This window comes from Pantoea alhagi (genome assembly GCF_002101395.1).
Lineage (GTDB): Bacteria > Pseudomonadota > Gammaproteobacteria > Enterobacterales > Enterobacteriaceae > Mixta > Mixta alhagi.
Genome location: NZ_CP019706.1, coordinates 3979134 through 4002925, shown reverse-complemented (window position 1 = coordinate 4002925; position 23792 = coordinate 3979134). Strand labels below are relative to the sequence as shown.

Annotated in this window: 23 protein-coding genes and 1 pseudogene; 12 read left to right on the top strand and 12 right to left on the bottom strand. The window is 55.0% G+C overall.

All coding sequences use genetic code 11. The annotated features are described in order from the left end of the window. Window positions 1-26 precede the first annotated feature (26 nt). A complete protein-coding gene (locus B1H58_RS18905) occupies window positions 27-644 on the bottom strand; it encodes a LysE family translocator (protein WP_085071978.1) in 618 nt (205 codons plus the stop codon). 66 nt (window positions 645-710) lie between these two features. Between B1H58_RS18905 and B1H58_RS18900 the strand changes: the two genes are divergently transcribed. Continuing rightward, window positions 711-1643 carry a LysR family transcriptional regulator gene (locus tag B1H58_RS18900; RefSeq protein ID WP_085071977.1) on the top strand — a complete coding sequence of 311 codons (933 nt, stop codon included), beginning with the start codon at window positions 711-713 and terminating at the stop codon, window positions 1641-1643. A 14-nt stretch (window positions 1644-1657) separates the two neighbouring features. Here B1H58_RS18900 and B1H58_RS21155 read toward each other — a convergent pair whose 3' ends face one another. From B1H58_RS21155 to B1H58_RS18890, 3 genes are all read right to left on the bottom strand, one after another. Continuing rightward, window positions 1658-1942 carry a LysE/ArgO family amino acid transporter gene (locus tag B1H58_RS21155; RefSeq protein ID WP_208615328.1) on the bottom strand — a complete coding sequence of 95 codons (285 nt, stop codon included), beginning with the start codon at window positions 1940-1942 and terminating at the stop codon, window positions 1658-1660. Next, window positions 1933-2274 carry a LysE/ArgO family amino acid transporter gene (locus B1H58_RS21150; RefSeq protein ID WP_208615327.1) on the bottom strand — a complete coding sequence of 114 codons (342 nt, stop codon included), beginning with the start codon at window positions 2272-2274 and terminating at the stop codon, window positions 1933-1935. The genes B1H58_RS21155 and B1H58_RS21150 overlap by 10 nt, the downstream gene beginning before the upstream one ends. Before the next feature lie 61 nt (window positions 2275-2335). After that, window positions 2336-3040: a B3/B4 domain-containing protein gene (locus B1H58_RS18890; RefSeq protein ID WP_085071976.1), complete on the bottom strand. Its 705-nt coding sequence runs from the start codon at window positions 3038-3040 to the stop codon at window positions 2336-2338. A gap of 43 nt (window positions 3041-3083) precedes the next feature. Here B1H58_RS18890 and B1H58_RS18885 point away from each other — a divergent pair, with 43 nt between their 5' ends. Together B1H58_RS18885 and B1H58_RS18880 are read left to right on the top strand one after the other, a co-directional pair. Then, a complete protein-coding gene (locus B1H58_RS18885) occupies window positions 3084-3680 on the top strand; it encodes a helix-turn-helix domain-containing protein (protein ID WP_085071975.1) in 597 nt (198 codons plus the stop codon). Window positions 3681-3803: 123 nt separating this feature from the next. Beyond that, a complete protein-coding gene (locus tag B1H58_RS18880) occupies window positions 3804-4697 on the top strand; it encodes a dihydrodipicolinate synthase family protein (RefSeq protein WP_085071974.1) in 894 nt (297 codons plus the stop codon). 135 nt (window positions 4698-4832) lie between these two features. Here B1H58_RS18880 and B1H58_RS18875 read toward each other — a convergent pair whose 3' ends face one another. The 3 genes from B1H58_RS18875 to B1H58_RS18865 form a co-directional block, all read right to left on the bottom strand. Then, window positions 4833-5627, bottom strand: a complete 795-nt coding sequence (locus B1H58_RS18875) for a PhzF family phenazine biosynthesis protein (RefSeq protein ID WP_085071973.1) — start codon at window positions 5625-5627, stop codon at window positions 4833-4835. A 75-nt stretch (window positions 5628-5702) separates the two neighbouring features. Then, entirely contained in the window at window positions 5703-6830 is a 1128-nt protein-coding gene (locus B1H58_RS18870; RefSeq protein ID WP_085071972.1) for an aminotransferase, read from the bottom strand. Continuing rightward, on the bottom strand, window positions 6827-7792 hold the full coding sequence (locus B1H58_RS18865) for an ornithine cyclodeaminase family protein (protein WP_157130214.1): 966 nt from the start codon (window positions 7790-7792) through the stop codon (window positions 6827-6829). Before B1H58_RS18865 ends, B1H58_RS18870 begins: the two co-directional genes overlap by 4 nt. Before the next feature lie 311 nt (window positions 7793-8103). Here B1H58_RS18865 and B1H58_RS18860 point away from each other — a divergent pair, with 311 nt between their 5' ends. Continuing rightward, complete coding sequence (locus B1H58_RS18860; protein WP_418304159.1) at window positions 8104-8721, top strand: helix-turn-helix transcriptional regulator; 618 nt, start codon at window positions 8104-8106, stop codon at window positions 8719-8721. Between the two features lie 125 nt (window positions 8722-8846). Here the strand turns inward: B1H58_RS18860 and B1H58_RS18855 are convergent, their stop codons facing one another. The 4 genes and pseudogenes from B1H58_RS18855 to B1H58_RS18840 form a co-directional block, all read right to left on the bottom strand. Continuing rightward, window positions 8847-10970, bottom strand: a complete 2124-nt coding sequence (locus B1H58_RS18855; protein ID WP_085071970.1) for a tyrosine-type recombinase/integrase — start codon at window positions 10968-10970, stop codon at window positions 8847-8849. Next, window positions 10970-11956 carry a tyrosine-type recombinase/integrase gene (locus B1H58_RS18850; RefSeq protein ID WP_085071969.1) on the bottom strand — a complete coding sequence of 329 codons (987 nt, stop codon included), beginning with the start codon at window positions 11954-11956 and terminating at the stop codon, window positions 10970-10972. The genes B1H58_RS18855 and B1H58_RS18850 overlap by 1 nt, the downstream gene beginning before the upstream one ends. A 73-nt stretch (window positions 11957-12029) precedes the next feature. Continuing rightward, window positions 12030-12257, bottom strand: a pseudogene (locus B1H58_RS18845) (Y-family DNA polymerase); the annotation flags it as partial. A 328-nt stretch (window positions 12258-12585) separates the two neighbouring features. Beyond that, complete coding sequence (locus B1H58_RS18840) at window positions 12586-13467, bottom strand: ROK family protein (protein ID WP_085071967.1); 882 nt, start codon at window positions 13465-13467, stop codon at window positions 12586-12588. A 134-nt stretch (window positions 13468-13601) separates the two neighbouring features. Here B1H58_RS18840 and B1H58_RS18835 point away from each other — a divergent pair, with 134 nt between their 5' ends. From B1H58_RS18835 to ahr, 8 genes are all read left to right on the top strand, one after another. Continuing rightward, window positions 13602-14096: a thioredoxin family protein gene (locus B1H58_RS18835; RefSeq protein WP_085071966.1), complete on the top strand. Its 495-nt coding sequence runs from the start codon at window positions 13602-13604 to the stop codon at window positions 14094-14096. A 426-nt stretch (window positions 14097-14522) separates the two neighbouring features. Then, on the top strand, window positions 14523-16235 hold the full coding sequence (locus B1H58_RS18830) for a copper resistance system multicopper oxidase (protein WP_085071965.1): 1713 nt from the start codon (window positions 14523-14525) through the stop codon (window positions 16233-16235). Window positions 16236-16377: 142 nt separating this feature from the next. Next, on the top strand, window positions 16378-17217 hold the full coding sequence (locus tag B1H58_RS18825) for a copper resistance protein B (RefSeq protein WP_157130253.1): 840 nt from the start codon (window positions 16378-16380) through the stop codon (window positions 17215-17217). Window positions 17218-17249: 32 nt separating this feature from the next. Beyond that, window positions 17250-17630: a copper homeostasis periplasmic binding protein CopC gene (gene copC, locus B1H58_RS18820; protein ID WP_085071963.1), complete on the top strand. Its 381-nt coding sequence runs from the start codon at window positions 17250-17252 to the stop codon at window positions 17628-17630. A gap of 4 nt (window positions 17631-17634) precedes the next feature. Continuing rightward, on the top strand, window positions 17635-18567 hold the full coding sequence (gene copD, locus B1H58_RS18815; protein ID WP_085071962.1) for a copper homeostasis membrane protein CopD: 933 nt from the start codon (window positions 17635-17637) through the stop codon (window positions 18565-18567). 30 nt (window positions 18568-18597) lie between these two features. After that, on the top strand, window positions 18598-19278 hold the full coding sequence (locus tag B1H58_RS18810) for a heavy metal response regulator transcription factor (RefSeq protein ID WP_085071961.1): 681 nt from the start codon (window positions 18598-18600) through the stop codon (window positions 19276-19278). Further along, on the top strand, window positions 19275-20696 hold the full coding sequence (locus tag B1H58_RS18805; protein WP_085071960.1) for a heavy metal sensor histidine kinase: 1422 nt from the start codon (window positions 19275-19277) through the stop codon (window positions 20694-20696). Before B1H58_RS18810 ends, B1H58_RS18805 begins: the two co-directional genes overlap by 4 nt. Window positions 20697-20810: 114 nt before the next feature. Continuing rightward, window positions 20811-21827 (top strand): NADPH-dependent aldehyde reductase Ahr, encoded by a 1017-nt coding sequence (ahr, locus tag B1H58_RS18800; RefSeq protein ID WP_085071959.1) that lies wholly within the window; start codon window positions 20811-20813, stop codon window positions 21825-21827. 60 nt (window positions 21828-21887) lie between these two features. Here the strand turns inward: ahr and B1H58_RS18795 are convergent, their stop codons facing one another. Beyond that, window positions 21888-23336: an amino acid permease gene (locus tag B1H58_RS18795; protein ID WP_085071958.1), complete on the bottom strand. Its 1449-nt coding sequence runs from the start codon at window positions 23334-23336 to the stop codon at window positions 21888-21890. Window positions 23337-23792 lie beyond the last annotated feature (456 nt).

Sequence of the window (23792 nt, the reverse complement as noted above, 5' to 3'; positions counted from 1 at the left end):
ACCATTATATTACGACCATGCCGGCCTTAACGCGTCCGGCTGGCTAACGCAAGCAGCACGCCAAAAATCACCAGCAGGCCGCCGAAAGTTCTGTCTATCCAGTGACGCACGGCCAGAAAGCGGTCGCGGACCATGCCCGCAGAAAAGCACAGCCCCACAAGGCTGAACCAGACCATATGTGCCACCGAGATAAACAGTCCATAGCCAATCTGTACCATCAGCGGCGTCTCAGGCTTCACCACCTGCATAAAGAGGCTGACGATAAAAATAGTGGTTTTGGGATTCAGTGCATTTGTCAGGAATCCGGTGCGCAGGGCCCCCAGATCTGACAGGGGAGCAACCCGGCTGTCAGTCACCGCCCCGCTGGCTTTTGTGCGAAGCATTTTTATGCCCAGCCAGATAAGGTAAACGGCGCCGGCCAGCTTGATGGCGTTAAACAGCCAGAGCGACTGCTGTATCAGCAGCCCCACGCCAAACAGCGTGTACGAGACGTGGACAAGAACGCCCAGTCCGATCCCGAATGCCGTCAGCAGCCCCGCGCGGCGCGACAGCAACAGGCTGTTGCGTGAAACCATGGCAAAATCGGGCCCGGGGCTGATGACGGCGAGTATTGTGATGGTGATAACAGCTAGCAGTTCAGTCATAATGTTTTCCGGTATAAATCAATGAATGTGCGGAATTTTACTGTGCGCATATACGGGTGAATAACGATGTTTTCTGACAAAAACTGTGAGTCTGGATCACCACTATTTTCTCCTCGTCTGCCCTCACTGATTGCCTTACGCAGTTTTGAAGCCGCGGCGCGCCTTGAGAACTTCAGCCGGGCGGCCGCTGAGCTTCATATTACCCACGGCGCGGTCAGCCGGGCGGTGCGACTGCTCGAAGACGAACTGGGCGTGCTTCTCTTTGAGCGACGCAGTCGTCGCGTCTTCCTGACCGATGCCGGCCACAGGCTTGCCCGTGCGGTTGGCGAAGGGCTTGAGGTCATGCAGCAGGCCGTTGACGCCCTGCGCGCCAGCGCGCGACAGCGGCAGCGGTGGGTATTGTCCTGCGAACCCACGCTGCTGATGCGCTGGCTGATACCGCGCTGGCCGGCCTTTCAGGCGCAGCATGCTGGCACTGACATACATCTGGCGGCCGGTGGCGGCCCTTTTTCATTTGCCAGCGGCCTGGACCTGGCTATTCGGCGTGATGATTTCGACTGGCCGGAAAGCTATCACGCCGCTCCTCTCTTTATGGAAAAGGTCGGACCGGTATGCCGCCCGGACAAAGTATCCCGGTGGTTTACCTCAACGGCGTCCGGCCCCGTACCGGCGCCGGACGCTGAGCGCCTCCATACCCGTACGCGCCCGGATGCCTGGCAGTCGTGGGCCAGCGCCGCAGGGCAGCCCGCAGCCGGCACGGGGGGGCAGGTTTTCGACCATTTTTACTTCAGCCTGCAGGCCGCCGTGGCCGGACTTGGCGTGGCAATTGGTTCGTGGTACCAGGTCTGTGACGATCTGGAGAGCGGCGTGCTGGCGGCACCGCAGGGTTTTACTGAGGATGGTTCACGCTACTACCTGCTGTCACCGGAACCGTTTGAGCCGGGCAGCCTGCAGGCTGAACTACTTGCCTGGCTCCGCACCCTGATCGCGCCTCAGTAGTCCTGGCCCGCATTTTAATCCAGCGGTCTGAACAGGAGCAGGACGCTCAGCGACAGCATAAACAGAGCAATCAGCGCGTCCAGAATCTGCCAGGCACGCGGCCTGCGGAAAACCGGCTGCAAAAGGCGGGCACCGCAGGTCAGCGAGGTGAACCAGACTACGCTTGCCATGCAGGCGCCTAGGCCAAACAGCCACTTACCCGCGCCCGGGTAGCGGGCAGACAGGCTGCCGACCAGGATCATGGTGTCCAGGTAGACGTGCGGATTCAGAAAGGTAAATGCCAGTCCGGTCAGCAGCACTTTTTTCCAGCCCGAAGCCGCTTCTTCTGCCGGGCGAAGGACGTCCCCCCCTTAAGGGCTCTTCTGGCGGCCATCAGTCCGTAAGCTGCCAGAAAAGCCGCCCCGCCAAAGCGCAGCACCTGCAGTGCGGCCGGCCACGCCTGAACCAGCTTTCCCGTACCGGCCACGCCGGCCATGATGAGCACTATGTCGCTGAGTGAGAAAGCCACAACAACGAGTGCAACGTAACGCTGCTGAAGACCCTGACGCAGCGCAAAAGCGTTCTGCGCGCCGATAGCCATAATAAGTCCCAGCCCGGTCATAAAACCGGCCGGTATTGCGGACAGGTACATATTTACTCTCTGGTATGACGTCAAAAGGCAGCTGGCCCGGCACGCGCCGGGAGAGCAAAAGTTACTGCACGTCAGACGACGCGTTGCTGATGAGAACGGTCTGCCAGCGCGCGCCCGGCATCATTTTTTCCAGGCCGTCTGTCAGCATCCGGCCTGCCTCGTGCAGCGCTTCCAGCGGCATTTCAGGCAGGCTCTCAAGGATGAACCACATGCTGCTGTCCGCCACGCTCAGCCGGGTCCGTACGCCCTGTCGCCAGTTCCACCGGCGGCAGGTCACGCCGGTGTCATCGCGCCAGACAACCTCTCCCGCCTCCGGTGACTCACTTCCCGGCTGACCGTCCTTCATGGTATCAAAAGTTTCGGTCCCGTCAGCCACAACCAGCTGTGGCATCCCGGCGTAAGCCGCAAAATTTTCACCGCCCACCGGAACGGCGTACCGGATGCTGACGGCGTTATAGAGATCAACCACCGGATCGAGTGCGGCCATCGTGCCATCCTTGATGACGCGTTTTCTCAGGGCTTCTGCTGAACAGGGTGTGCGCTTAGGCTTTGCACCGAAGGCCCGGAATACATCCGCCCATGCGCTGAGGTGGGCGTCTGCCCAGTCAGGCTGGCCTGCCAGCGCGGCCTCGCAGGCTTGCCGCAGTGCGACTTCACCCACTCGCTCATCGACCACGGGAGCCGCTTCAACGCAGATGCTGAGCGCACGAAAGCCCGGCGCGATGCGGTAAATTTCGGGACTGATTGACGGTGACACGGCTGACATACGATAATCCTGTAATGACTGATTTGTTGCATGATAATGACCAATGACCATTAAAGTCAATATAACGACCGATGCCGATGCCGCCAGGGTAAACGAGGCCGTTTCCGCGCGGATAAAACTTTATCGCAGCCAGAAAAAGATGTCGCTTGATGAGCTTTCCCGCCTGTCGGGCGTCAGCAAGGGTATGCTGGTTGAGATAGAAGGGTGCCGGGCCAACCCAAGCATTGCGCTGCTCTGCCGCCTGGCGTCCGCCATGGGCCTGTCCGTGGCAGACTTCGTCAACGTGGCCGGTAAACCCGCCGTCCAACTCATCGGGGCCGGTGAAATCCCCGTACTGTGGAAAGGTGAGAAGGGCGGCAGCGCGCGCCTGCTCGCCGGAACCAGCGGGCCGGACATGGTCGAGCTGTGGCAGTGGAGGCTTTATCCTGGCGAAACCTTTGAATCGCCCGGTCACCCTGAGGGCACAAGTGAACTGCTCCACGTGGCTGAAGGGACCCTGACGCTCGCCGTCAGCGAAACCACCTTCGTGATTAACGCGGGGTGTGCGGCCGTGGCGAGAACGGATGCGCCGCATGCCTATATGAACATCGGCACCGGCGTGGCCGTTTTCACCATGACGGTGAGCGAGAAAGGCCGCTGAAAGCGGCGCGCCATGGTTTTTCACGGTACGCCTTCGCCTTCTGGCGTGCACAGCCATTAATCAGCACGATGAGAAAGCAATGCCCGTCCTGCTGACCGTCAACCGGAATGAAAAGGATAAGTCATGTTTAAAGGTCTCAGCGCGTTTCCGCTTACTCCGTTTACGGACGGCTCCCCGGATGAGAAAGGGTTTCTGAAAATACTGAAGAGGCTCACCGACGCGAGGGTTGATTCGCTTGGCGTGCTCGGATCGACGGGCAGCTACGCTTATATGACGCGTGAGCAGCGCGGGCGCATTGCGAGACTGGCGGTCGATAATGCCGGAAATATTCCTGTCATGGTGTGTGTTGGGGCAGTCAGCACAGATGAGGTGCTGCGGCTGGCCGATGACGCACAGGCAGCCGGTGCAGGCGCGCTGCTGCTGCCGCCGGTTTCTTACCAGACGCTGAATGATGCAGAAGTGTACGGACTGTTTGAAACGCTCGCCCGTCACGTATCCGTGCCGCTTTGCGTCTACGACAATCCGGGCACGACCCATTTTACCTTCTCAGATGAGCTGCACGGGAAAATTGCAGCGCTGCCCGGCGTACGCTCGATTAAAATTCCGGGTGTTCCGGCAGATGCTGAGGCTGCCTCTGCCCGGGTAAGAAGCCTGCGCAACAGGCTGCCAGCAGACGTAACGATCGGCATCAGCGGTGACAGCTCGGCAGGCACCGGCCTGAGCGCCGGCTGCGAGGTCTGGTATTCGGTGTGTGGCGGCCTGTTCCCGGTGGTGGCGAAAAAAATTACGGAAGCGGCGGCGGCGGGCAACCACGCAGAAGTTCGGGAACGAAGTGAGCGGCTCAACCCGCTCTGGGCGCTTTTTCGCCAGCATGGGGGCAGCTTCAGGGTCATCTCAGCTGCGGCCGGCATTCTTGGTCTGGCTGATGATAACTGCCTGCCCCGTCCGTTATTACCGCTGCGGCCAGACCAGATCACTGAGGTGAAACGCGTAATATCCAGTCTGGAGCTGTCGTAAACAACGCCTGTCGCGGCGCAGGTGACGGCCGATGCCAGCTGAGCTGCAGCAATACAAAGAGCGCCCGGCGCTCTTCAGTCAGCATGAACAGCAGGGTGCAGTATGGTCCGGCTCACCGGGCCAGACTCACACCGGTCAGACGGGAACACAAATCTCCGCTCTCATGAACGTCACCGCCTTCCCTTCAATAACCACCCTGTCTTCTTTCAGCTCACAAATGAGATGCCCGCCTCTGAGAGAGGCCTGCCAGGCAGACAGTTTGCTTTTACCCAGTTCTCCGGCCCAGTAGGGCACCAGCGTAGCGTGTATCGAGCCGGTCACAGGATCCTCCGGAATGCCCGCGCCCGGGGCAAAGTAGCGCGAAACAAAATCGTACTGACTACCCGATCCCTTACCTGTCACCACCACGCCGACCGGTCCCAGTCCGGCAAGCGCATTCATATCAGGCTGGCATGCCCTGACCGCATCCTCACCGGGCAGCACCACAAAGATATTTTCGAAATTTCTGAACCAGTGTTCAGCCTGACCGGTGAAGTCCGGGCTGATGGCATCAGGAAGCTGCTCCAGCTTTTCCGGAGAGATGCAGGGCAGGTCGAGGAGGTAGCCGTTCTCTTTCACCTCAACCCTGAGCTGCCCGACGCGGGCGGAAAACGAGAGCGGTCCCGCTACGCCATATTCCGTTACCAGAACGTGTGCGGTTGCAAGCGTGGCGTGGCCACAAAAATCCACCTCCACAGTGGGTGTAAACCACCGCAGATCCCAGCCATCACCGGCACGCTTCACAAAGGCTGTTTCAGCCAGGTTATTTTCCGCCGCAATGGACTGCATCAGGCTGTCCGGCAGCCACTCTTCCAGTATCAGAACTGCCGCGGGATTACCGCCAAAAATCCGGTCAGAAAAGGCGTCCACCTGGTACATTTTGAGGAACATAAAACACACTCTCTGTTGACTGGTCCTGCCCGTCAGGATGGTCGCAAACGGGCAGTGGTTTTACTCAGACATGGCTCAGCAGGTTGACAGTTCCTGCAGGTATCGGCTGACCAGCGCAAGTCCCTGCTGCAGGACTTCGCTGTTGTTGGCAAAGCCGATTCGCAGATAACCTTCCATATCCAGCACTGCGCCTGGCGTGAACATCACGCCATGGCGCTCCAGCAGACCTACGCAAAACTCGCGGGAGCCGAGTGGCAGATCGTATTTCAGCAGCGCGGTAGTCCCTGCCCGGGGTTTCACGTAGCTTATCAGCGGTTCGTTACTCACCCACTCATCCAGCACCTGCAGGTTATCGCGCAGTATTTTATGATTGCGGGCCAGAATTTTGTCGCGGTTCTTCAGCGCCAGCGTGGCAAAGTAGTCGTCGAGGATGCCCACGCTCACGGTGTTATAATCCCGATGAATTTCCACCTCTTTCAGCAGAGAGACGGGAGCGGTAATCCAGCCCAGTCGCAGGCCTGCCAGCGAGTAGGCTTTTGACATGCTCGCGGTGCTGATCCCTTTCTCATAAATGTCCGCAACAGCTACCGTATAGCCGTTCCCCTCCTGATTAGTGCCGCGATAGACCTCATCGCACAACAGCCAGGCGCCGGCCTCCCGGGCTACCTTAATGATTTCACGCAGCAGCGTTTCATCCATCAGTGCCCCGGTGGGGTTGTTCGGGTTATTTATGGCAATCAGCTTTGTCCTGTCGTTTATCAGGGTCCGCAGCTCAGCCACATCCGGCAGGAAGCCATTTTCCTCGCGCAGCGGCAGAATTCTGACGTCGGCGCCGTAGCTCGCCGGAATGGAATAGTGCTGCTGATAGGTCGGCAGCACGGAAATCACGGTGTCGCCCGGCTCGACCAGGGTTTCGTAAATGAGCGCGTTGGCCCCGATAGCGCCGTGCGTAATGAGCACGTTTTCTGCTGACTGACTGGCATACTGCGTTGAGATCAGCTGGCGCAGGTCTCCGGAGCCGGTAATGTGGCCGTAGGTCATCCTGATTTTCAGCATCTCATCAAGCACTTCGCCGGCTTTTCCCGTCATGTCCAGCAGCTGCTGCATGGTCAGGGACTCGACGCAGGTTTCTGCCAGGTTATACGCGCAGCGGGTTTCCCACTCGTTCATCCACTGTTCAACGCCAAAAGGTCTGATCTTCATTTTTCCGTATCCTGTTCTTTGAGGTGAGACAGCACGCTGTCAGCGATAGCAATATCTTCCAGCCCCAGCCCCAGAGAGCGGAAAAATACGTGGCGGCGGTAGTCAGGCTTTGCGCAGGCATCCGTTACCAGCTCCGGCAGGTCACCCCGTATACGCTCCCCGCTCCAGCCGTGTTCACGGGCCGCGATCACCATTTCACCCGCATGAGCTGGCGTGGTCTGCCGGTAGTCGCAGTACACATCCATTTCAGCAAGCGCACAGGGGGCAATTTCATGCGCGTGAGGTGCGTTGGTGCTGATTGACGTAACAAGGCAGGGACGCGTCAGCTGGTCCAGAGCTACAACCGGCGTGGCCGAAGAGGTGCACAACATAAGCACGTCCGTATCCCTGACGGCCTCGTCAGCGGAGGTACTGACGGTAATGAGTCCGGCGTCAAGCCCCAGTTCGCGGGAAAGCACTTCCGCAGACAGGCCGCCGCTGCGATTCCAGACCCGGATTTCTTTCCACGGGCGGACAGTGAGCGCCTGCCGGATGTGCGCACGTCCTGCGGCGCCTGTTCCGATAACGGTGAGGATAGCCGCCTTATCCGGGGCCAGCATATCCACGGCCAGTGCCGTGGTGGCTGCCGTCCGCTCGATGGTCAGCAAAGACGCATCACAGAGCATCAGCGGCATCCCGTCCTCTGCCGACATCAGCAGCGTCCAGGCAGTAATAACCGGTTTTGTTTCTTTCACCAGATAAGGGGAAACCTTTACGCCCAGCAGGCTGCATGACATATCAATGCCAAAATAGCTGATGACATCCCCCCTGTTGTCGGGCAGCAGCATAACCTTTTGTGCTGGCTGTACTGCCTGCCCGCTTGCAAGGCCTGAAAAAACGCGACGCAGGGCCGCAGGTACATCGATGCAGCGCAGAATGTCGGCAGTCTGCTCAGCGTTAAGAAGGGGGAGCCCCATCAGCATAATGATCCTCTCTGTTTAAACCACGCGGGTGCAGATAAGCACGATATGAACTAAAAAGTACATCATGAACTTTTTGTTTACAATATGATTTTAACTGTGTTCCGATACCACGTCAGAGCGCGGTGAAGAAATCTGGCCGCACACGGAGCGCGACATAACCGACCCCGGCCTGTCGTGCGATACGCCGGATAGATCGGGTACGGGACAATTGCATGTTAAAGTAGGAATGCATAATGCGCGCTGGTTACGGGGGAGCACCGGCAGGGACATATCAGAACCAATTCCGGAGAGAGCAGCAGGTGGCAGAAAAAATTTTTACACAGAAATCCCAGCTGGACGTGCTGACGTCAGTTGCTGATGGTATAGCAGCGCTGTTCTTCCCGAGCGTGGAAGTCGTTATCCATGACGTCGCGACAAGAAAAGTGGCTTACATTGCCAACAATCTGTCAAAGCGTAAACCCGGAGATGATGCTGGCCTGGAAGAACTTCAGGGAAGCGATCTGGCCCCGGTCACCGGACCTTATGAAAAACTGAACTGGGATGGGAAAAAAATGCGCTCTGTATCGGTGGCAACGGGCAGCGGCAATGATCCGGGGTACCTGCTGTGCATCAATCTCAGCACCGCAATTTTTGAAGAAGCGCGAAATGCCCTGGAGCTTTTCCTTTCGGTAACCCGCCTGCAGCCGCAGCCGGAACAGCTGTTCCGCGATGACTGGCAGGAAAACATCAATACGTTCCTGCATCACTGGATACGTCAGAGGAATACTTCGCTAAACGCTCTGAACCGCAGAGAGAAAAAAGAGCTGGTTATTGCACTGCATGAAGAAGGTGCGTTCCGGGCCAGGAATGCGGCCGAGTATATCGCCAGTGTGTTGTCGCTCGGACGCACTACCATCTATAAATATCTGCGTGAAATCCGGGGAGAATAAAATAGTGATGCAGCAATATCATTCCTCATTTTGAACCCGTAACTAAACTGACTGCCTTTTCCTGGCATCAATGCCATTCTTATTCCTGGCTGCTGACGTCCGCTTTTGGCGCAAAGCGGCCCGTTTTACCCTTCGGGTTTAAGGGGCAACCTTTTAAGAGCCTGTTCAATTTTCTCTGCGTCCTGTTCAACGATGGCTCTCTCATCGGGTGTGAGCGGAACCTCTTCAAGGTAACGTCTGACAGAGGCTTTGCTTTCCAGTACCAGTCCGCGCGCGCTCTGTTTGAGCAGGTTAAAATCGCAACCAATGCAGGCCATCCGGTGCTGACAGCTGCTCCAGAAAGGGTTCGTGCAGTATGAGTCACCCAGATCATAGTACGTCGCGGGTCCGGTCAGACTGGCGGCTTCCGGATCGTGGTCAATCAGCACGCTTATCATGTGAGCCACTCTGTCTGCTTTTACGAACGAGGCGGCCAGCTGAGTCGGACGTATACGAATATAATGCATGGTTGACTGTGGGGACGAGTGGCCGGCCCACTGCATCAGCTCATATAAAGACATGCCCTGAGGAACACCGGCCAGTGCTGTAACGGCAGAAGCACGGCCGCGGTGACTTGTAATGGGACCGCGTGAATCTTCCACAGGCATACCCGCTCTGGCGCAGAGAAGCGGAATGACAGTGAGATTTATTATGTTCCTTCCCACCGGTTTACCCCGATTCTGAAACAGATAACGAACTTTTTCACCGGTGCGTTCATCCGTAAGTGCTGCCTGCTCCTGAGGACGCTCACTGAGCCAGATATCGACATATTTTTTCACAACAGATGAGACCGGCTTAACAAAAGCTTTAGACGTTTTGCCGGCAGGCACGCTGAGATAGCACAGAGTACCCGCCGGGATAGCGCTGCCGTTTTCCTGCAGAATGTCATCCGCCTGTGGAGTAACGCAGTTCATTGTCAGGCGCATAAGTTCGTTCTGTCGCAGCCCGGCATGTGTCCAGATCACCGCCATAGCCTGAAGCATAGACAGGGGGTAATGAATTTCGCTCAGCAGGTCTTCCTTACGCAGATTCAGGCTTGCCCAGACCAGTTTCAGCCAGACCGGATCATCAATGACACGGGGGTTCACGCCCTGACGAAACAGCGGTGTGTCAGGCGTGGAAAGATGACGGGCCGGACTGAATTTTAATTTCCCCCACCCCCAGCTTTCATAATCAAGCATAAAACGACGTACTGCATAAACAAACCGGCTGCGGGAATGGGGCATCAGAGGCTCTCCAGAGCGGCTTGATCGCCTGCCTCCTTTATGGGTGTCCAGTGACAGCCCGTCCACTTTCAGTCTGCCAACCATTGAAATAAAGCTGGCGCAGGTTTCCATTGTCCAGTCAGACGGCTCGCATATTTCCGGCTTTTCCCGGGCAAGCCACAGGCCACAGCGGAGAATGAAACTGTACTGATTTTCTCTGGAGCGGGGGCGGAGTACCGACGTTTCCCGCCACTTCCGGCACCACCGGGCCCAGTCAGGCGCGATACCTTCTGTTGGCTTTTCATGCCATTCTTTATAATTCCGCATTCTCAGGGGACTTTTTATAATTCCCATAGCAGCAAGTGCATAGGATATTTTTCCTGTAACTCTTGCGATTCCCCGGTCGTGGCAGTTCTGCCCCCGCCACAGCAGGTCTGTCGTAAAAGTTTCAAGTTGCGGATCATTGTTCATCAGCATCAGAACACCCAGCATACCCGACAGATTGTGTTTCTGATTCTGCCCGACATATCCCAGTGAGATCAGAACGTCCGTCAGCCGGTTGAGTTCATGGCTGACAAAATTCCGGCCATAGATGGCACTGGCGTACAGCGACGGTGCGCCATGCACTGGCAGGCTGAGCGGAGAGGGAAACGGGCCGAGATGAAAGGCAAAAGCAGCAAGCAAAGGCCTGCCGGAACTGTGTTGCTGACAGAGCGTTAACCATCTTTCCTGCGTCCACAGCCAGCAGGGTTGGCCCGCCCGGTGCGTTTCTGCCAGAACGGCAAGTATGATAATTCTGACCAGTCTGGCACTGATACTGCTGCGCGAAGCAATATCCTGCAGGGGCAACAGTAAAGACGGCAGGGAATCCGGCTGGTCTAAAGCAGCTGACCGTCGATAGCCTGTACTTATTGCTTCCCTTTCCTCAGGACTTAATGCATCGCTCAGCTGATAATCTGTGCGTTTAAAAGGTACATAGGTGACGCTGGCTGTCTTTTCCTTCATCAGTATGTCCCCGCCTGAAAAATAAGCCCGGCGACTTTTTTGTCGGTTTCGGCCACGGCTGCGGTTATCCGGCCAGCCAGATCGGAACCTGACAGATGGATATAAATCTGTGTGGTGCGCGGATCCCTGTGTCCTGCATAAGTCGCCAGCTCATGCAGCTTCCAGCCGGCCCGTGCCAGATGAGTCAGACGAAGATGACGGAAGGTATGTGTTGTAATGTGTGGAAGCCCGGTATCCAGAGCCCATCTGCGTACGGTTTTACTCCAGTTCCACACAGAAAGGGGGGTGCCATAATTACGATCAGAAAATGAACGGAACAACGCACCCTGTGTCCAGTCAGCCTTCTTCAGCTGCCGAAAATGGTTTGCCAGTACCGGCACCACGTCCGGACCATAACACACAACCCTTTCCCGCCTGCTTTTCGTCGTTTCCGGGCGGATACGGATCAGGCGATGAGCTGGGTCAATATCTTCAAGCGCCAGGGCTGTCACCTCTGCACGGCGGAGTGCACCAAAATAAGCAAGCGCGAGCATCAGCCGGTCACGCAGGGAGGCAGCTGAAACATGTTTAAGAAATCTCAGCCATTGATCATTGTCAGGTATTACGGGTAAGCGGGTGATACGCGGGACCAGCCCCCGCCCGGTATAAATGGTACCAGGTAAACCCGCACGGGGTAGCGGATTGAGATTGCATATATCCTGATAAACCAGAAAATCATACCAGAGACGGATCGCAGACAGGCGAAGCTGAAGCGTGGCGCTTGCCACGGGGAAAGGCATCCCGGGCAGCTGAGGGCTGATGTAAGCAGCCAGGTCTTCAAACCGGGCCTTTTCAGGTTCAATATTATGCAGGCTGCAAAACGCAAAATAATGGCGGAGGGCACTGCGGTAGGCGGTAAGTGTAGTCTGCGCCCGCCCCAGATCAGATAACAGTTTCAGCCAGCGCTCTGCCAGCAACAGGATATGTTCATCCGGTGGAATCAGCATAGCGGTCACCTCTGATAGCGGTAGTGCTGCTCAAAGTTTACTTAGTCAATGTTGCATTCCACGTAACTTACTAAAGCGCATAGTTTGATGAAAAGACCTGTACGCCGTGCTGCCGCAAAAAATCGCCCCATTTAAACAGCGGCGCGCCCATGGGGATGCCTAATATTTTAGCTTCCGCCGATCGCGAGATAATGCAGCCGTCATTATTGGAAACAACAACAACCGGCTTTCCCCATAAATCGGGCCGGAAGATAGTCTCTACCGAGCTGTAAAATGAATTGACGTCACAGAGCGCGTACATGGTGGAAGAGTGCCTGGTTGATCCCTGTTTTACCCGGCGTACTCCCGGCCCGCTGATAATGATTAATGGTTAAGGGCAACAGGCTGAGCTTTAGCCATAAGCATTTGGCAGGCTGCGTGCGGCGGATAAAAAGATTTGTGCTAAGTCTCATTTTTATGATTTACCTGTTTTTATATACAGTATTCACTATTGAGTGAGTAAATCAAGTAGCAGAACGCTGTCCAGCCGGATATCACACAAAAGCGAAGCAGGCTGCGTGTCGGGAGCACGAATAATGCCGGGATGCCGCTAATGAACCAGCAGCAGCGGTATTTATCCATGCGTCAGATTAGGCTTTTTCTTGTTGGGACTGCAGGAAATGTTTTACTGCCCCCAGCAAGCCGGAATCATTGCCGTAGGTGGCAGTATCCACCTGTACATCAAGATCAAACCAGGCGAGATGATAATGAAGCTCCTCCAGGAAGCTTTCCCGCTCGGTAATGCCGCCGCCAAGGAAAATACATTGCGGATTAAATACGTGCGCCAGGTTATAGATGCCGCCGCACAGATCCTGATAGAAATTCGTCACTAATCGTCTGCAAATCGGATCGTTATTATCGTAGCGGGCGAATATCTCTTCGCCGGTGATCTCTTCCTGCTTTTGTCCCGTGTGCATACTGTAATTTTGCGTCAGCACGCGCATCGTGCAGGTGGTGTTCATTGTATAGTGGCGAACATTCTCGCTGCCTGGTCGGGTGCTGAGCAGCGAACCGAATTCACCGGCGCGACACTGCTTGCCACGGACCAGCGCATTATTGCAGAAGATCGCGCCGCCAACGCCGGTGCCGATGGTCATCATTAAAAAGTCAGACATCTCCTGCGCTTTACCCAGCCAGCGCTCCGCCAGTAACGCACAGTTGGCATCATTTTCTACGCTGACAGGCAGCGGCGTTTTCTCCCGCAACCACTTACCAAGATGAAAATCATCAAAATCGCGGATAGCGCCGCCCATCGCAATATAACCGCTGTCCGGATCCACGTAGCCGGGCGTACTGACAGCGACGCCTTCACAGTCGGCATGCCGATCCAGCCAGGTCAGTACACCGTCAAGGATCTCCTTGCCGGAGTGGTTCATAATATCTTTTTTATCGCGCGCTACTATTTCGCCTTTATCGGTGACCACGCCCATTTTTAATGATGTGCCGCCGATATCAAACGCCGCTATTTTCACTTAATTTTCTCCTCTGGTTTTTAAAATATAAACATGAGTATAGGCCCGTCATGCGCACGGCGATGTTGTGAGGTGTATGCGGCGGCGGATTCTTTTAAGATAGACCGCTATCGGTTGTTACTGGAGAAGGTTTTATGAGCGCATTTGAAACACTGTTTAAGCAGGGGAAAAATACCGCAGAGTTTATTGCTACCGGCACGCCGGAGCAGATCGCCGATCTGCAGCGCTGGCAGGCGATGCTGGAAAGCCAGAGTGAAGCGGTAGAAAAGGCGCTTGCGCCTGCACAACGGGCGGCAGGGCGCTTCCGGCTGCTGGTGGCGGCCGAGATGTGGTGCCCGGACTGCCATCGCAACATTCCGCCGATGGCGCTGTTGTGCCAGCGTCTGCCTGGCATCGAAATGGCGATTATCACCCGTGATGAGGCGCAGCCTTTTATCGAACTGCTGGGCGTTGATAAGGTGAAAATCCCGATGGCCGTGGTGCTGGATGAGGCTTTTACGCCGTTAGGCGTCTTTATCGAGCGGCCTGCCTCAGTGGTGAATGGCGACGCGGAGCAGCTTGAGGCTTACCGTCGCGGCGAGCTGTTAGCAGAAACCATCAGCGATATCAGCGCTATTATCGCAGCGTAAAAACAGGACAGAGCCTCGATACAATTTCTGTCTACAGGACAGAGGCAGGCTACAATAAGCTGAGAACACAAGACAAAGCTGAACGGGGGAGAGCCGGGCCGGATTATTCCCCGTTTCAGTGCCCGTAGATTTTGCCGTTAACGCTTTTATATCGTTTCTCCTGAAGGTACAGAAGATCAACAGGGGATAAACAATTACTCACTAAAACTTTCCTGCAGGCAGAAATGCCCATTATTGATGTTTTGATAAAAATATAATTTAAAACAGAGTGTTATAACATTACAGAATTGTAATCACCTTCATGTTTTAGCTGTGATAACTTCCAGGTAACAAAAATTAAACTTCCTGAACGGTAAGTGCTGCTTGTGCTTACGTTATGGAGAGACACCTTGTTTTGAGGTGACATGAATGTGCTGGAGTTGAGTCATGCAGCTTAAAAGTTCACGACGTAATTTCATTAAAGGCATCACTGCCGCTGGTATTGTCGGTGGCCTGGGATTGAGGTCGTTCGATGCATTTTCGGCGGTCAGCCTGATGCCGTCCCGTACGCTTACCGGCACTGACTTTGATCTCTTTATCAGTGAAACGCTGCTCAATATCACCGGTAAAACCCGTTACGCAAAAACCATCAATGCCGGCCTGCCGGGACCACTGTTGCGCTGGAAGGAAGGCGACACCGTTACGTTACGGGTTAAAAACCGCCTGTCCGAAACCACCTCTATTCACTGGCATGGCCTTATTTTACCGGCAAATATGGATGGCGTGCCGGGGCTCAGTTTTCATGGCATTGAGCCGGACGAGACCTATGTTTACTCCTTTCAGGTAAAGCAGAACGGGACATACTGGTATCACAGTCACTCCGGCCTGCAGGAGCAGGAAGGCGTTTATGGTCCAATTATCATCGACGCGGCGGAGCCTGAGCCCTTTGTCTGGGACCGCGAGCATATTGTGATGCTGACCGACTGGTCTGATGAAAAAGCCTCAGACATTCTCGCAAAACTGAAAAAGCAGTCAGATTATTACAACTTCGCCAAACCCACCGTTAGCGACTTTTTCCGCGATGCCAGGGAAAAAGGTCTCGGTAACACATTAGCCGATCGCAAAATGTGGGCAGAGATGAAAATGAACCCGACGGATCTGGCTGATGTCAGTGGTGCTACCTATACCTATCTTATGAACGGCCAGGGGCCCGGTAAAAACTGGACTGGTCTGTTCCGTAAAGGGGAAAAAGTACGTCTGCGTTTCATTAACGGTTCAGCCATGAGCTATTTTGACGTACGTATTCCCGGCCTGAAAATGACGGTGGTGGCTGCTGACGGACAGTATGTCACGCCTGTCTCTGTTGATGAGTTCCGCATCGCCGCTGCTGAAACCTACGATGTTATTGTGGAACCGGTTGACGATGCCTACACCATTTTTGCCCAGTCCATGGACCGGAGCGGCTACGCTCGTGGCACGCTCGCGGTTCGTGAAGGGCTCTCTGCACCGGTTCCGGCACCCGATCCGCGTCCCTGGCTGACCATGGACGATATGGGTATGGGCGGCATGGATCATGGCAGTATGGATCACAGCCAGATGCAGAGCATGGACCACGGCACGATGGACCACAGCCAGATGCAGCAACATCCCGCGAGCGAAACAGATAATCCTCTGGTCGACATGCAGGCCATGATGCCGACGGCAAAATTAAGCGATCCGGGCATCGGGCTGCGTAATAACGGCAGAAAGGTACTGACGTATGCCGATCTGAAAAGCACCTTTGAGGATCCGGACGGCCGTGAACCGTCACGCACTATCGAACTGCATCTTACCGGGCATATGGAAAAATTTGCCTGGTCATTCAACGGCATTAAATTCTCAGATTCGGAACCGGTCACGCTCCGCTACGGCGAACGCGTACGTATTGTGCTGGTTAACGACACCATGATGACGCACCCCATTCACCTGCACGGTATGTGGAGCGATCTGGAGGATGAGCAGGGCAATTTCCTGGTGCGTAAACATACCATTGATATGCCGCCGGGAAGCCGTCGCAGCTACCGTGTGACGGCGGATGCGCTCGGGCGCTGGGCTTATCACTGTCATCTTCTTTTCCATATGGAAACCGGCATGTTCCGTGAAGTCCGGGTGATTGAGTGAGGGGGTAATGATGCCAGTTTCAGGGTGGAGTGATATGACAAAGAATTTTTCACGTTCAGCGGCAGGGCTGGCCATTTGCTCGGTGATTGCCGGAACCCCCTTTGCGCCCGCTTACGCAGCCCAGAGCGAACCGTCTCAGCATATGCAGCACGATATGTCGGGTATGGACCACTCTGCAATGCAGGGCATGGACCCTTCTGCGATGCAAGGAATGAGCCCCATGTCGGGTATGGAAGCGATGGAATCCATGCAGCCTGCTGCGCCAACGCAAAGCCGCACCCCCATTCCGCCGGTGACGGAAGCCGATCGTAAAGCAGCGTTCCCGGATGTTCATGGGCATGAAGTGCATGACAGCAGCGTGAATTACTTTCTGCTTGCCGATCGGCTGGAATGGCAGAAGAGCAATGACCCTGGCGGCTTCAACTGGAACCTGAGCGGTTGGGTAGGGGGAGATATTGATCGGCTCTGGTTACGCAGCGAAGGCGAAACCCGCGACGGTAAAACGGAATCGGCAGAAATTCAGGTTCTGTGGGGACATGCCGTTACACCCTGGTGGGATGGGGTTGCCGGTGTCCGTCAGGATTTTAGGCCCGGAAAACCCCAGACCTGGCTTGCAGCCGGTTTTCAGGAAATGGCGCTCTATAACTTTGAAACGGAGCTGACGGCTTTTGTCGGAGAGCAGGGGCGTACCGCGTTGAGGCTGGAGGCGGATTACGATGTTCTGCTGACTAATCGTCTTATTTTACAGCCCTCTCTGGAAGCCAATATGTATGGCAAAGATGACGACGCGCGCGAAACCGGCAAGGGGCTATCGAGTACTGAATTAGCATTGCGTCTTCGCTACGAAGTGAAACGTGAGTTCGCCCCTTACGTGGGGGTTTCCTGGAGCCAGCTCTACGGCAATACCGCCGATATGGCTGCCCGTGAGGGTGAAAAAGATAACGAAGTGCGTTTCCTTCTCGGGGCTCGCATGTGGTTCTGATGCCGTTAATTCAAACAAAGCAGGTATCTATTATGAAACGTACTTACGCTGGCTACTTTATCGCTGTTGCTGCTTCTGTGATTGCTTTTGCTGCACAGGCGCATCCGGAACTGGCTTCTTCCGTACCTGCGGACAAAGCTGAGGTAACGGCACCTGCAAAGGTGGAACTCCATTTTACTGAGGATCTGGTCACTAAATTCTCCGGTGCGCGCCTTGTGATGACCGCCATGCCGGGTATGGCTTCCCATGCGCCTATGGCGGTTGCGACGAAAGTGTCAGCAGGCAGCGATGCGAAAACAATGGTTATCACGCCGGTAAAACCCTTGCCTGCCGGAACCTATAAAGTGGAGTGGCGGGCGGTATCCTCTGATACTCATCCCCGTACCGGGAACTACAGCTTCACCGTGAAGTAATCTCATGAACGATCAGCTTTTTATTGCTATCCGGTTTCTGCTTTATCTTGATCTTATGCTTCTTTTTGGCCTGCCTTTATTTGAGATGTACGGGGTGAAAGGCGCTCTAAAGAAACCGGTGTCTTTGTTCAGCGGCTGGTCGTTCTGCTTTACGTTTATCTCTGCGGGTATTGTACTCTCTCTGGCGAATATGCTGCTTGTTGCCCAGTCGATGAGCGGCGTCGCCCATCCCGGTGAGTTAACCCTGCATATTATGGAAATAGTTGTCGGGGAAACCGCAGTCGGTATGAGCTGGGTGATCCGGCTCGTTGCGCTGGTCATGGCCTTTGTCGGTCTCAGCCTGCGGTTAAGATATGCCAGGCTTTCACGCTATGTTCTGGTCCTGTCTGGCGGCACGGCGCTGGCGACGCTGGCATGGGGCGGTCATGCGGCCATGAACGACGGTGTCCGCTATTACCTGCATCTGCTGAGCGATATTGTCCATCTGTTCGCGGCGGGAGCCTGGGTCGGTGCGCTGGCGGCCTTTACTCTGCTGTTGTGCAGCAAAAAGGCTGAAGAGGCCGACTATGCCCGGCAACTGGCCGATGCGCTAACAGGGTTCGCCCGCGCGGGAACCCTCATTGTGCTGAGCATTGTGATTACCGCCGTAGTTAATGCCTTATTTATCGTTGAAAAACCCCTGACGACCTTACCAGGGAGCGACTATGGTCTGCTGTTGCTGATAAAAACCCTGCTGTTTTGCCTGCTACTGCTGCTGGCTGCGCTAAATCGCTTTCGGCTTGCCCCGGGGCTGGAAAATGCGCTGCTTCAGGGTCACCATAAAGCAAGCATTATCCTGATGCGTAAAAGCATTATCACGGAATTTACCCTATCGATACTGATACTGGCCATCGTCGCCTGGCTCGGCACATTGTCGCCCGGTAGCGGTATGGCGTAACCACCAAACGCAGCCCAGGAAAACCGCATCATGACCACCATGCTGATTGTCGAGGACGAACTGAAAACCGGGACCTACCTGAAGCAGGGACTTCAGGAAGCAGGATATGAGGTGACGCTGGTGCATGACGGACGGCAGGGGCTGGAGCATATCCTGCAACAGCGTTACGATCTGATTATTCTGGATGTCATGCTGCCTTCAATGGATGGCTGGGATATCCTGCGACAAATGCGAATGGCCCGCCACGAAGAGCCTGTGCTGTTTCTGACCGCCAGAGATAATGTCAGTGAGAAGATTAAAGGTCTCGATCTGGGCGCGGATGACTATCTGCTTAAACCCTTCGATTTTGCCGAGCTGTTGGCCCGTGTCCGCATGCTGCTCAGGCGCAACCGCATGCAGGCTTCCGGAACGCACCGCATTGCCGATCTGGTTATGGATGTTGCCCGCCGAAGCGTGAGCCGCTCCGGCAAAAAAATTCATCTCTCCTCAAAAGAGTTTGTGCTGCTTGAGCTGCTGTTACAGCGAACCGGAGAGATATTACCGAGAAGCCTGATTTCCTCCCTGGTCTGGAATATTAACTTTGACAGCGATACCAATGTGATTGATGTCGCCGTCAGGCGGCTTCGCAGCAAGGTGGACGATGACTTTACGCCAAAGCTTATTCATACCGTCAGGGGAATAGGTTATGTCCTGGAGATACGCGAAGATTGAAACGTAACGGTTCCCTGACCTCACGGCTGAGCATGATATTTGCGGGCGTGATGATGTCCGTCTGGCTGCTTTCCAGCGTCCTGCTGGTGGCCGCCCTGAGCAGCTATTTTCGCCATCAGGATGCCTCGTTATTAACCGGAAAACTTGAACTGGTTACTGAACTGCTTGAGGGGGAAGTGCATGCAGGAAGGCTCGACAGCGCGTCGCTTGCGCGCAAGCTTACGGATGCCATGGTCGGTCACAGCGGGCTCTATCTTTCCGTTAAAACCTCAGATAATCAGATACTGGCTGATTACGCCTCATCTGGCTTTCCGGTTCCGCAGCAACGCTTTGCCGATGAAGCCGCCCGCCTGGATACTCTGCAAACTGTAGAGAAAGAGGGAGGACGGTATCATGTGTTGGTCAGAAAAATCAGTGCCCGTGATGCTGGCAGACAAAGCGACGTGCTGATCACGGCCGCTTATGATACCGGCTTTCATGATGCGTTTATCGGTCAGCTTAAAAAGTGGCTGGTCTGGTTTAACCTCGCCCTGATCTTTATTTCAGTATTTCTGGGCTGGCTGGTCACCCGCATGGGGCTGAGACCACTGAATGAAATAAACCGGCTGGCCTCGGCGATCACCATTAATAACCTCAGTGAACGTCTTCCCGCGCATGATCTGCCAGCGGAGCTGAAGGCGACGGTAGCTGAATTCAACAGCATGCTTGAGCGGCTGGAAAATTCATTTCGTCGCCTCTCTGAGTTGTCATCTGATATTGCCCATGAGCTGCGGACGCCCGTCAGTAACCTGATGATGCAGACCCAGGTCGCCCTGTCCCGGGAGCGCGATGCGGAAAGTTACCGGGAGGTGCTTTTTTCGAATCTGGAAGAGCTCAGTCGGCTTGCCAGAATGAGCAGTGATATGCTTTTTCTGGCGAAATCAGAGAACGGGCTGATGCCTCTGGAAAAGCAGCGCATTTCCCTTAACGCAGAACTGGCAGAACTTATCGACTTTTTCGAACCGCTGGCTGGCGACAGCGATAAAACCCTGTTACTGCAGGGCGAAGCTGCCGTCAAAGGCGATCGTCTGATGCTGCGTCGTGCGTTAAGCAATCTGCTGGCCAACGCCATAAAATATTCTTTACCCGCTTCAGCCATTAGTGTGCTGGTGGAACAGAAAGCGGGAGCGGTATTGGTACAGTTTTCTAATCCTACAGAAAATCTCTCTCAGGAAAACCTGGGACGGCTTTTTGACCGTTTTTATCGTGGCGATGCCTCCCGGCAGCATAATACGGATGGTGCCGGGCTGGGGCTGTCCATCACGCGCGCGATTTTACTGGCGCATGATGGCGATCTGCAGGTTGCCATGAAGGATAATGTCATTACGTTCACGGCTATTATTCCGGCGGCAGTCGCTGCTCAGCACCCGACGGATTAACTTGCAGAAAAGCTAACTGACTGAAAAATAACCGTGGCATAAAGTGGAAAGTCTGCTGCTACTGCGTTTTGCTACACTCTCAGTTGGATCTCTAACGCAATCTGAGGTGAATTAGTGAAAATCAAGAGCTATGCAGCGATGGAAGCCGGTCAGGCTTTAGAACTCTATGAATATGAAGCAGCATCGCTGAGCGCCGAAGATGTTGAAGTCGAAGTGGAATACTGCGGCGTTTGTCATTCTGATTTGTCGATGATCGATAACGAGTGGGGTATTTCTCAATATCCCGTGATTGCCGGTCATGAAGTGATTGGGCGCGTTTCCGCACTGGGCGAGGCGGCTAAAAATAAAGGCCTTTCCATTGGTCAGCGCGTGGGCATTGGCTGGACGGCGAAAAGCTGTGAACACTGCGACGCCTGCATCACCGGCGATCAGGTCAACTGCCTGAACGGCAGCGTGCCGACTATCGCTAACAAAGGCGGCTTTGCCGAGAAGCTGCGCGCTAACTGGCAATGGGTGATTCCGCTGCCGGAGAAACTGGATCCTGCATCAGCCGGTCCGCTGTTGTGCGGCGGCATCACGGTTTTCAAACCGCTGCTGATGCATAACATCACTGCCACCAGCCGCGTCGGGGTAATCGGCATCGGCGGCCTGGGCCATATTGCGATTAAAATTCTGCATGCAATGGGCGCGGAAGTGACCGCATTCAGCTCAACGCCGGAGAAAAAGCAGTCGATTCTTGATATGGGCGCGGATCATGTGGTCAACAGCCGCGATCCGGAAGCGCTGAAAAAACTGGCCGGTCAGTTTGATCTGATCCTCAGCACCGTGGCGGTGGATCTTGACTGGCAGCCGTACTTTGCAGCGCTGGCGCCGCGCGGTAAATTCCATACCGTGGGCGCGGTGATGAAACCTTTCGACGTACCGGCGTTCAGCCTGATTCTGGGTGACCGGGCGGTAACCGGTTCTTCCACCGGTTCGCCGGGCCAGCTGCGTACGCTGCTGAAGCTGGCGTCGCGCACCGATATCGCGCCGAAAGTGGAGTTTTTCCCGATGTCGAAAATCAATGAAGCGCTGGATCACGTGCGAGCCGGTAAGGCGAATTATCGCGTGGTGCTGAAAGCAGATTTTTAATCTGCCAGCGCGCAAAAAGCTAAGTCAGGCGGCGAGATAATCTCGCCGCCTTTTTTACGATCAGGATCCAATGCTGGTTTGCCAGGACTGGCGCGCCCGCGCCTGACGGCGGCGCAGCGTCAGCCGCCAGAAAATGGCCAGCAGGATAAACCAGACAGGCATGGCGCACAGCGCCGCGCGTGTATCGGCATCGAAAACCATAATCACCAGCGAAAACAGGAAAAACAGCAGCGTCAACCAGCACATCGCCCGGCCGCCCGGCATTTTAAACGTTGACTGCTCATGTAACTCCGGCTGACGCCGACGGTAAACCAGATAGGCCACCAGAATCATTCCCCAGCTGTAGATCACCAGAATTGCCGCCAGCGTGGAAACAATGGTGAACAGCGTCATGACGTTGGGCGTCAGAAACAGCAGCAGCGTGCCGCTCAGCATACAGAAGCAGGAGAACAGCAGGCTGCGCACCGGTATCGCCGTGACGCGCGACAGGATGCGGAACTGGCGATGCGCATGTTTTTCCACCGACAAGCCATACAGCATGCGGGTACTGGAATAGACGCCACTGTTGGCAGAGGACATGGCGGAAGTGAGCGCAACAAAGTTAATCAGCGCGGCGGCGGCGGGCAGGCCCGCTTTATCAAACAGCGTGACAAACGGGCTGGTATCTGGCGAAACGTGCTGCCAGGAGGTGACGGCAATAATCACCACCATCGACAGCACATAAAAAATAATAATGCGTAGCGGAATGGCCCGGATGGCGCGTGGCAGGATCTTTTCCGGCGTTTTGGTTTCCGCCGTCATGGTGCCGAGCAGCTCAATGCCGGTATAGGAAAAAATAGCGATCTGAAAGCCAGCAAAGAAGCCGACCACGCCGTGCGGCATAAACACCGCCGGATCGGTCAGATTACCTGGCGAGGCTTGCACGCCGTCCGGCGATGTCCAGCCGGTGGCGATCATCCACAGGCCGGTAAGGATCAGCGCGATAATAGCGATAACCTTGATGATGGCGAACCAGAACTCCGCTTCACCAAACATTTTGACCGACAGCAGGTTAAACGCCAACAGCAGTGCCAGCGCAAACAGCGCCGGGATCCAGGGCGACAGCGTCGGCCACCAGTACTGTACATAGCCGCCGCACACCACCACATCGGCGATGCAGGTCACCACCCAGCTTAGCCAGTATGACCAGCCGAGAAAGAAGCTTGCTTTCGGCCCCAGATAATCTGAGACAAAATCTGCAAATGAACGGTAATCCAGCCGGGTAAGCAGCACTTCGCCCATGGCCCGCATCACCATATACATAAAAAAGCCGACCACGATATAGGTGATCAGAATAGAGGTGCCGGAAACGGCAATGGTTTTACCTGCGCCCATAAACAGGCCGGTGCCGATCGCGCCGCCGAGAGAGATCAGCTGGATATGTCGTTCGCTCAGGCCGCGTTGTAAGGTCTGCGGCGCACTCTGTTCATTTCCCGATGGTCTCGATCGCGGTGGTTGTTTTGCGGTCATGGCTTCTCCTCTTATAACGGCTGACCATGAAGTAAACTCCGATTGCAGACAAACGCACCCCCTCCCCGTAACGACGCAGGGATCAGGCGCTCAGCGCGCCAGGAACAGGGCAGGCTTGTCTGGATAATGAACGATATTCAGCGGACTACAGGCAGCCTCATTTTCAACATTTTGAAAACGATAGCGATTTCTGATTCGCACAAGAATCAGCCGGTACAACAGTAGCTGGCGGGTTAATGCTGGCTGGCGAATTTTACATTGTCAACTCTGTAAAATAACGAAAATTTAACTTTTTGATCCCTTTCAACTTTCTGAAAAGTCAGGAAAAATCTTTTTTATGCATAAATAGTGCATAATAACTGCATAAAGTCCGCCTCCTTATGGCAACCAATAAAAGTAACTAATTATTCATCTCTGTTGCGATTGCTTTACGCAAAAACAATTTTTTCCATCGGA

Excerpts from the sequence above, each read along its gene's own strand:
- copC (WP_085071963.1), top strand. The coding sequence starts at position 17,250 with ATGAAACGTACTTACGCTGGCTACTTTATCGCTGTTGCTGCTTCTGTG.
- B1H58_RS18875 (WP_085071973.1), bottom strand. The coding sequence starts at position 5,627 with ATGTTCCTCAAAATGTACCAGGTGGACGCCTTTTCTGACCGGATTTTT.
- B1H58_RS18835 (WP_085071966.1), top strand. The coding sequence starts at position 13,602 with ATGAGCGCATTTGAAACACTGTTTAAGCAGGGGAAAAATACCGCAGAG.
- B1H58_RS18865 (WP_157130214.1), bottom strand. The coding sequence starts at position 7,792 with ATGCTGATGGGGCTCCCCCTTCTTAACGCTGAGCAGACTGCCGACATT.
- B1H58_RS21150 (WP_208615327.1), bottom strand. The coding sequence starts at position 2,274 with ATGTACCTGTCCGCAATACCGGCCGGTTTTATGACCGGGCTGGGACTT.
- B1H58_RS18880 (WP_085071974.1), top strand. The coding sequence starts at position 3,804 with ATGTTTAAAGGTCTCAGCGCGTTTCCGCTTACTCCGTTTACGGACGGC.
- B1H58_RS18885 (WP_085071975.1), top strand. The coding sequence starts at position 3,084 with ATGACCATTAAAGTCAATATAACGACCGATGCCGATGCCGCCAGGGTA.
- B1H58_RS18900 (WP_085071977.1), top strand. The coding sequence starts at position 711 with ATGTTTTCTGACAAAAACTGTGAGTCTGGATCACCACTATTTTCTCCT.
- B1H58_RS18825 (WP_157130253.1), top strand. The coding sequence starts at position 16,378 with ATGCAGCACGATATGTCGGGTATGGACCACTCTGCAATGCAGGGCATG.
- B1H58_RS18810 (WP_085071961.1), top strand. The coding sequence starts at position 18,598 with ATGACCACCATGCTGATTGTCGAGGACGAACTGAAAACCGGGACCTAC.
- B1H58_RS18890 (WP_085071976.1), bottom strand. The coding sequence starts at position 3,040 with ATGTCAGCCGTGTCACCGTCAATCAGTCCCGAAATTTACCGCATCGCG.
- B1H58_RS18830 (WP_085071965.1), top strand. The coding sequence starts at position 14,523 with ATGCAGCTTAAAAGTTCACGACGTAATTTCATTAAAGGCATCACTGCC.
- copD (WP_085071962.1), top strand. The coding sequence starts at position 17,635 with ATGAACGATCAGCTTTTTATTGCTATCCGGTTTCTGCTTTATCTTGAT.
- B1H58_RS18850 (WP_085071969.1), bottom strand. The coding sequence starts at position 11,956 with ATGCTGATTCCACCGGATGAACATATCCTGTTGCTGGCAGAGCGCTGG.
- B1H58_RS18795 (WP_085071958.1), bottom strand. The coding sequence starts at position 23,336 with ATGACCGCAAAACAACCACCGCGATCGAGACCATCGGGAAATGAACAG.
- B1H58_RS18855 (WP_085071970.1), bottom strand. The coding sequence starts at position 10,970 with ATGAAGGAAAAGACAGCCAGCGTCACCTATGTACCTTTTAAACGCACA.
- B1H58_RS18870 (WP_085071972.1), bottom strand. The coding sequence starts at position 6,830 with ATGAAGATCAGACCTTTTGGCGTTGAACAGTGGATGAACGAGTGGGAA.
- B1H58_RS18905 (WP_085071978.1), bottom strand. The coding sequence starts at position 644 with ATGACTGAACTGCTAGCTGTTATCACCATCACAATACTCGCCGTCATC.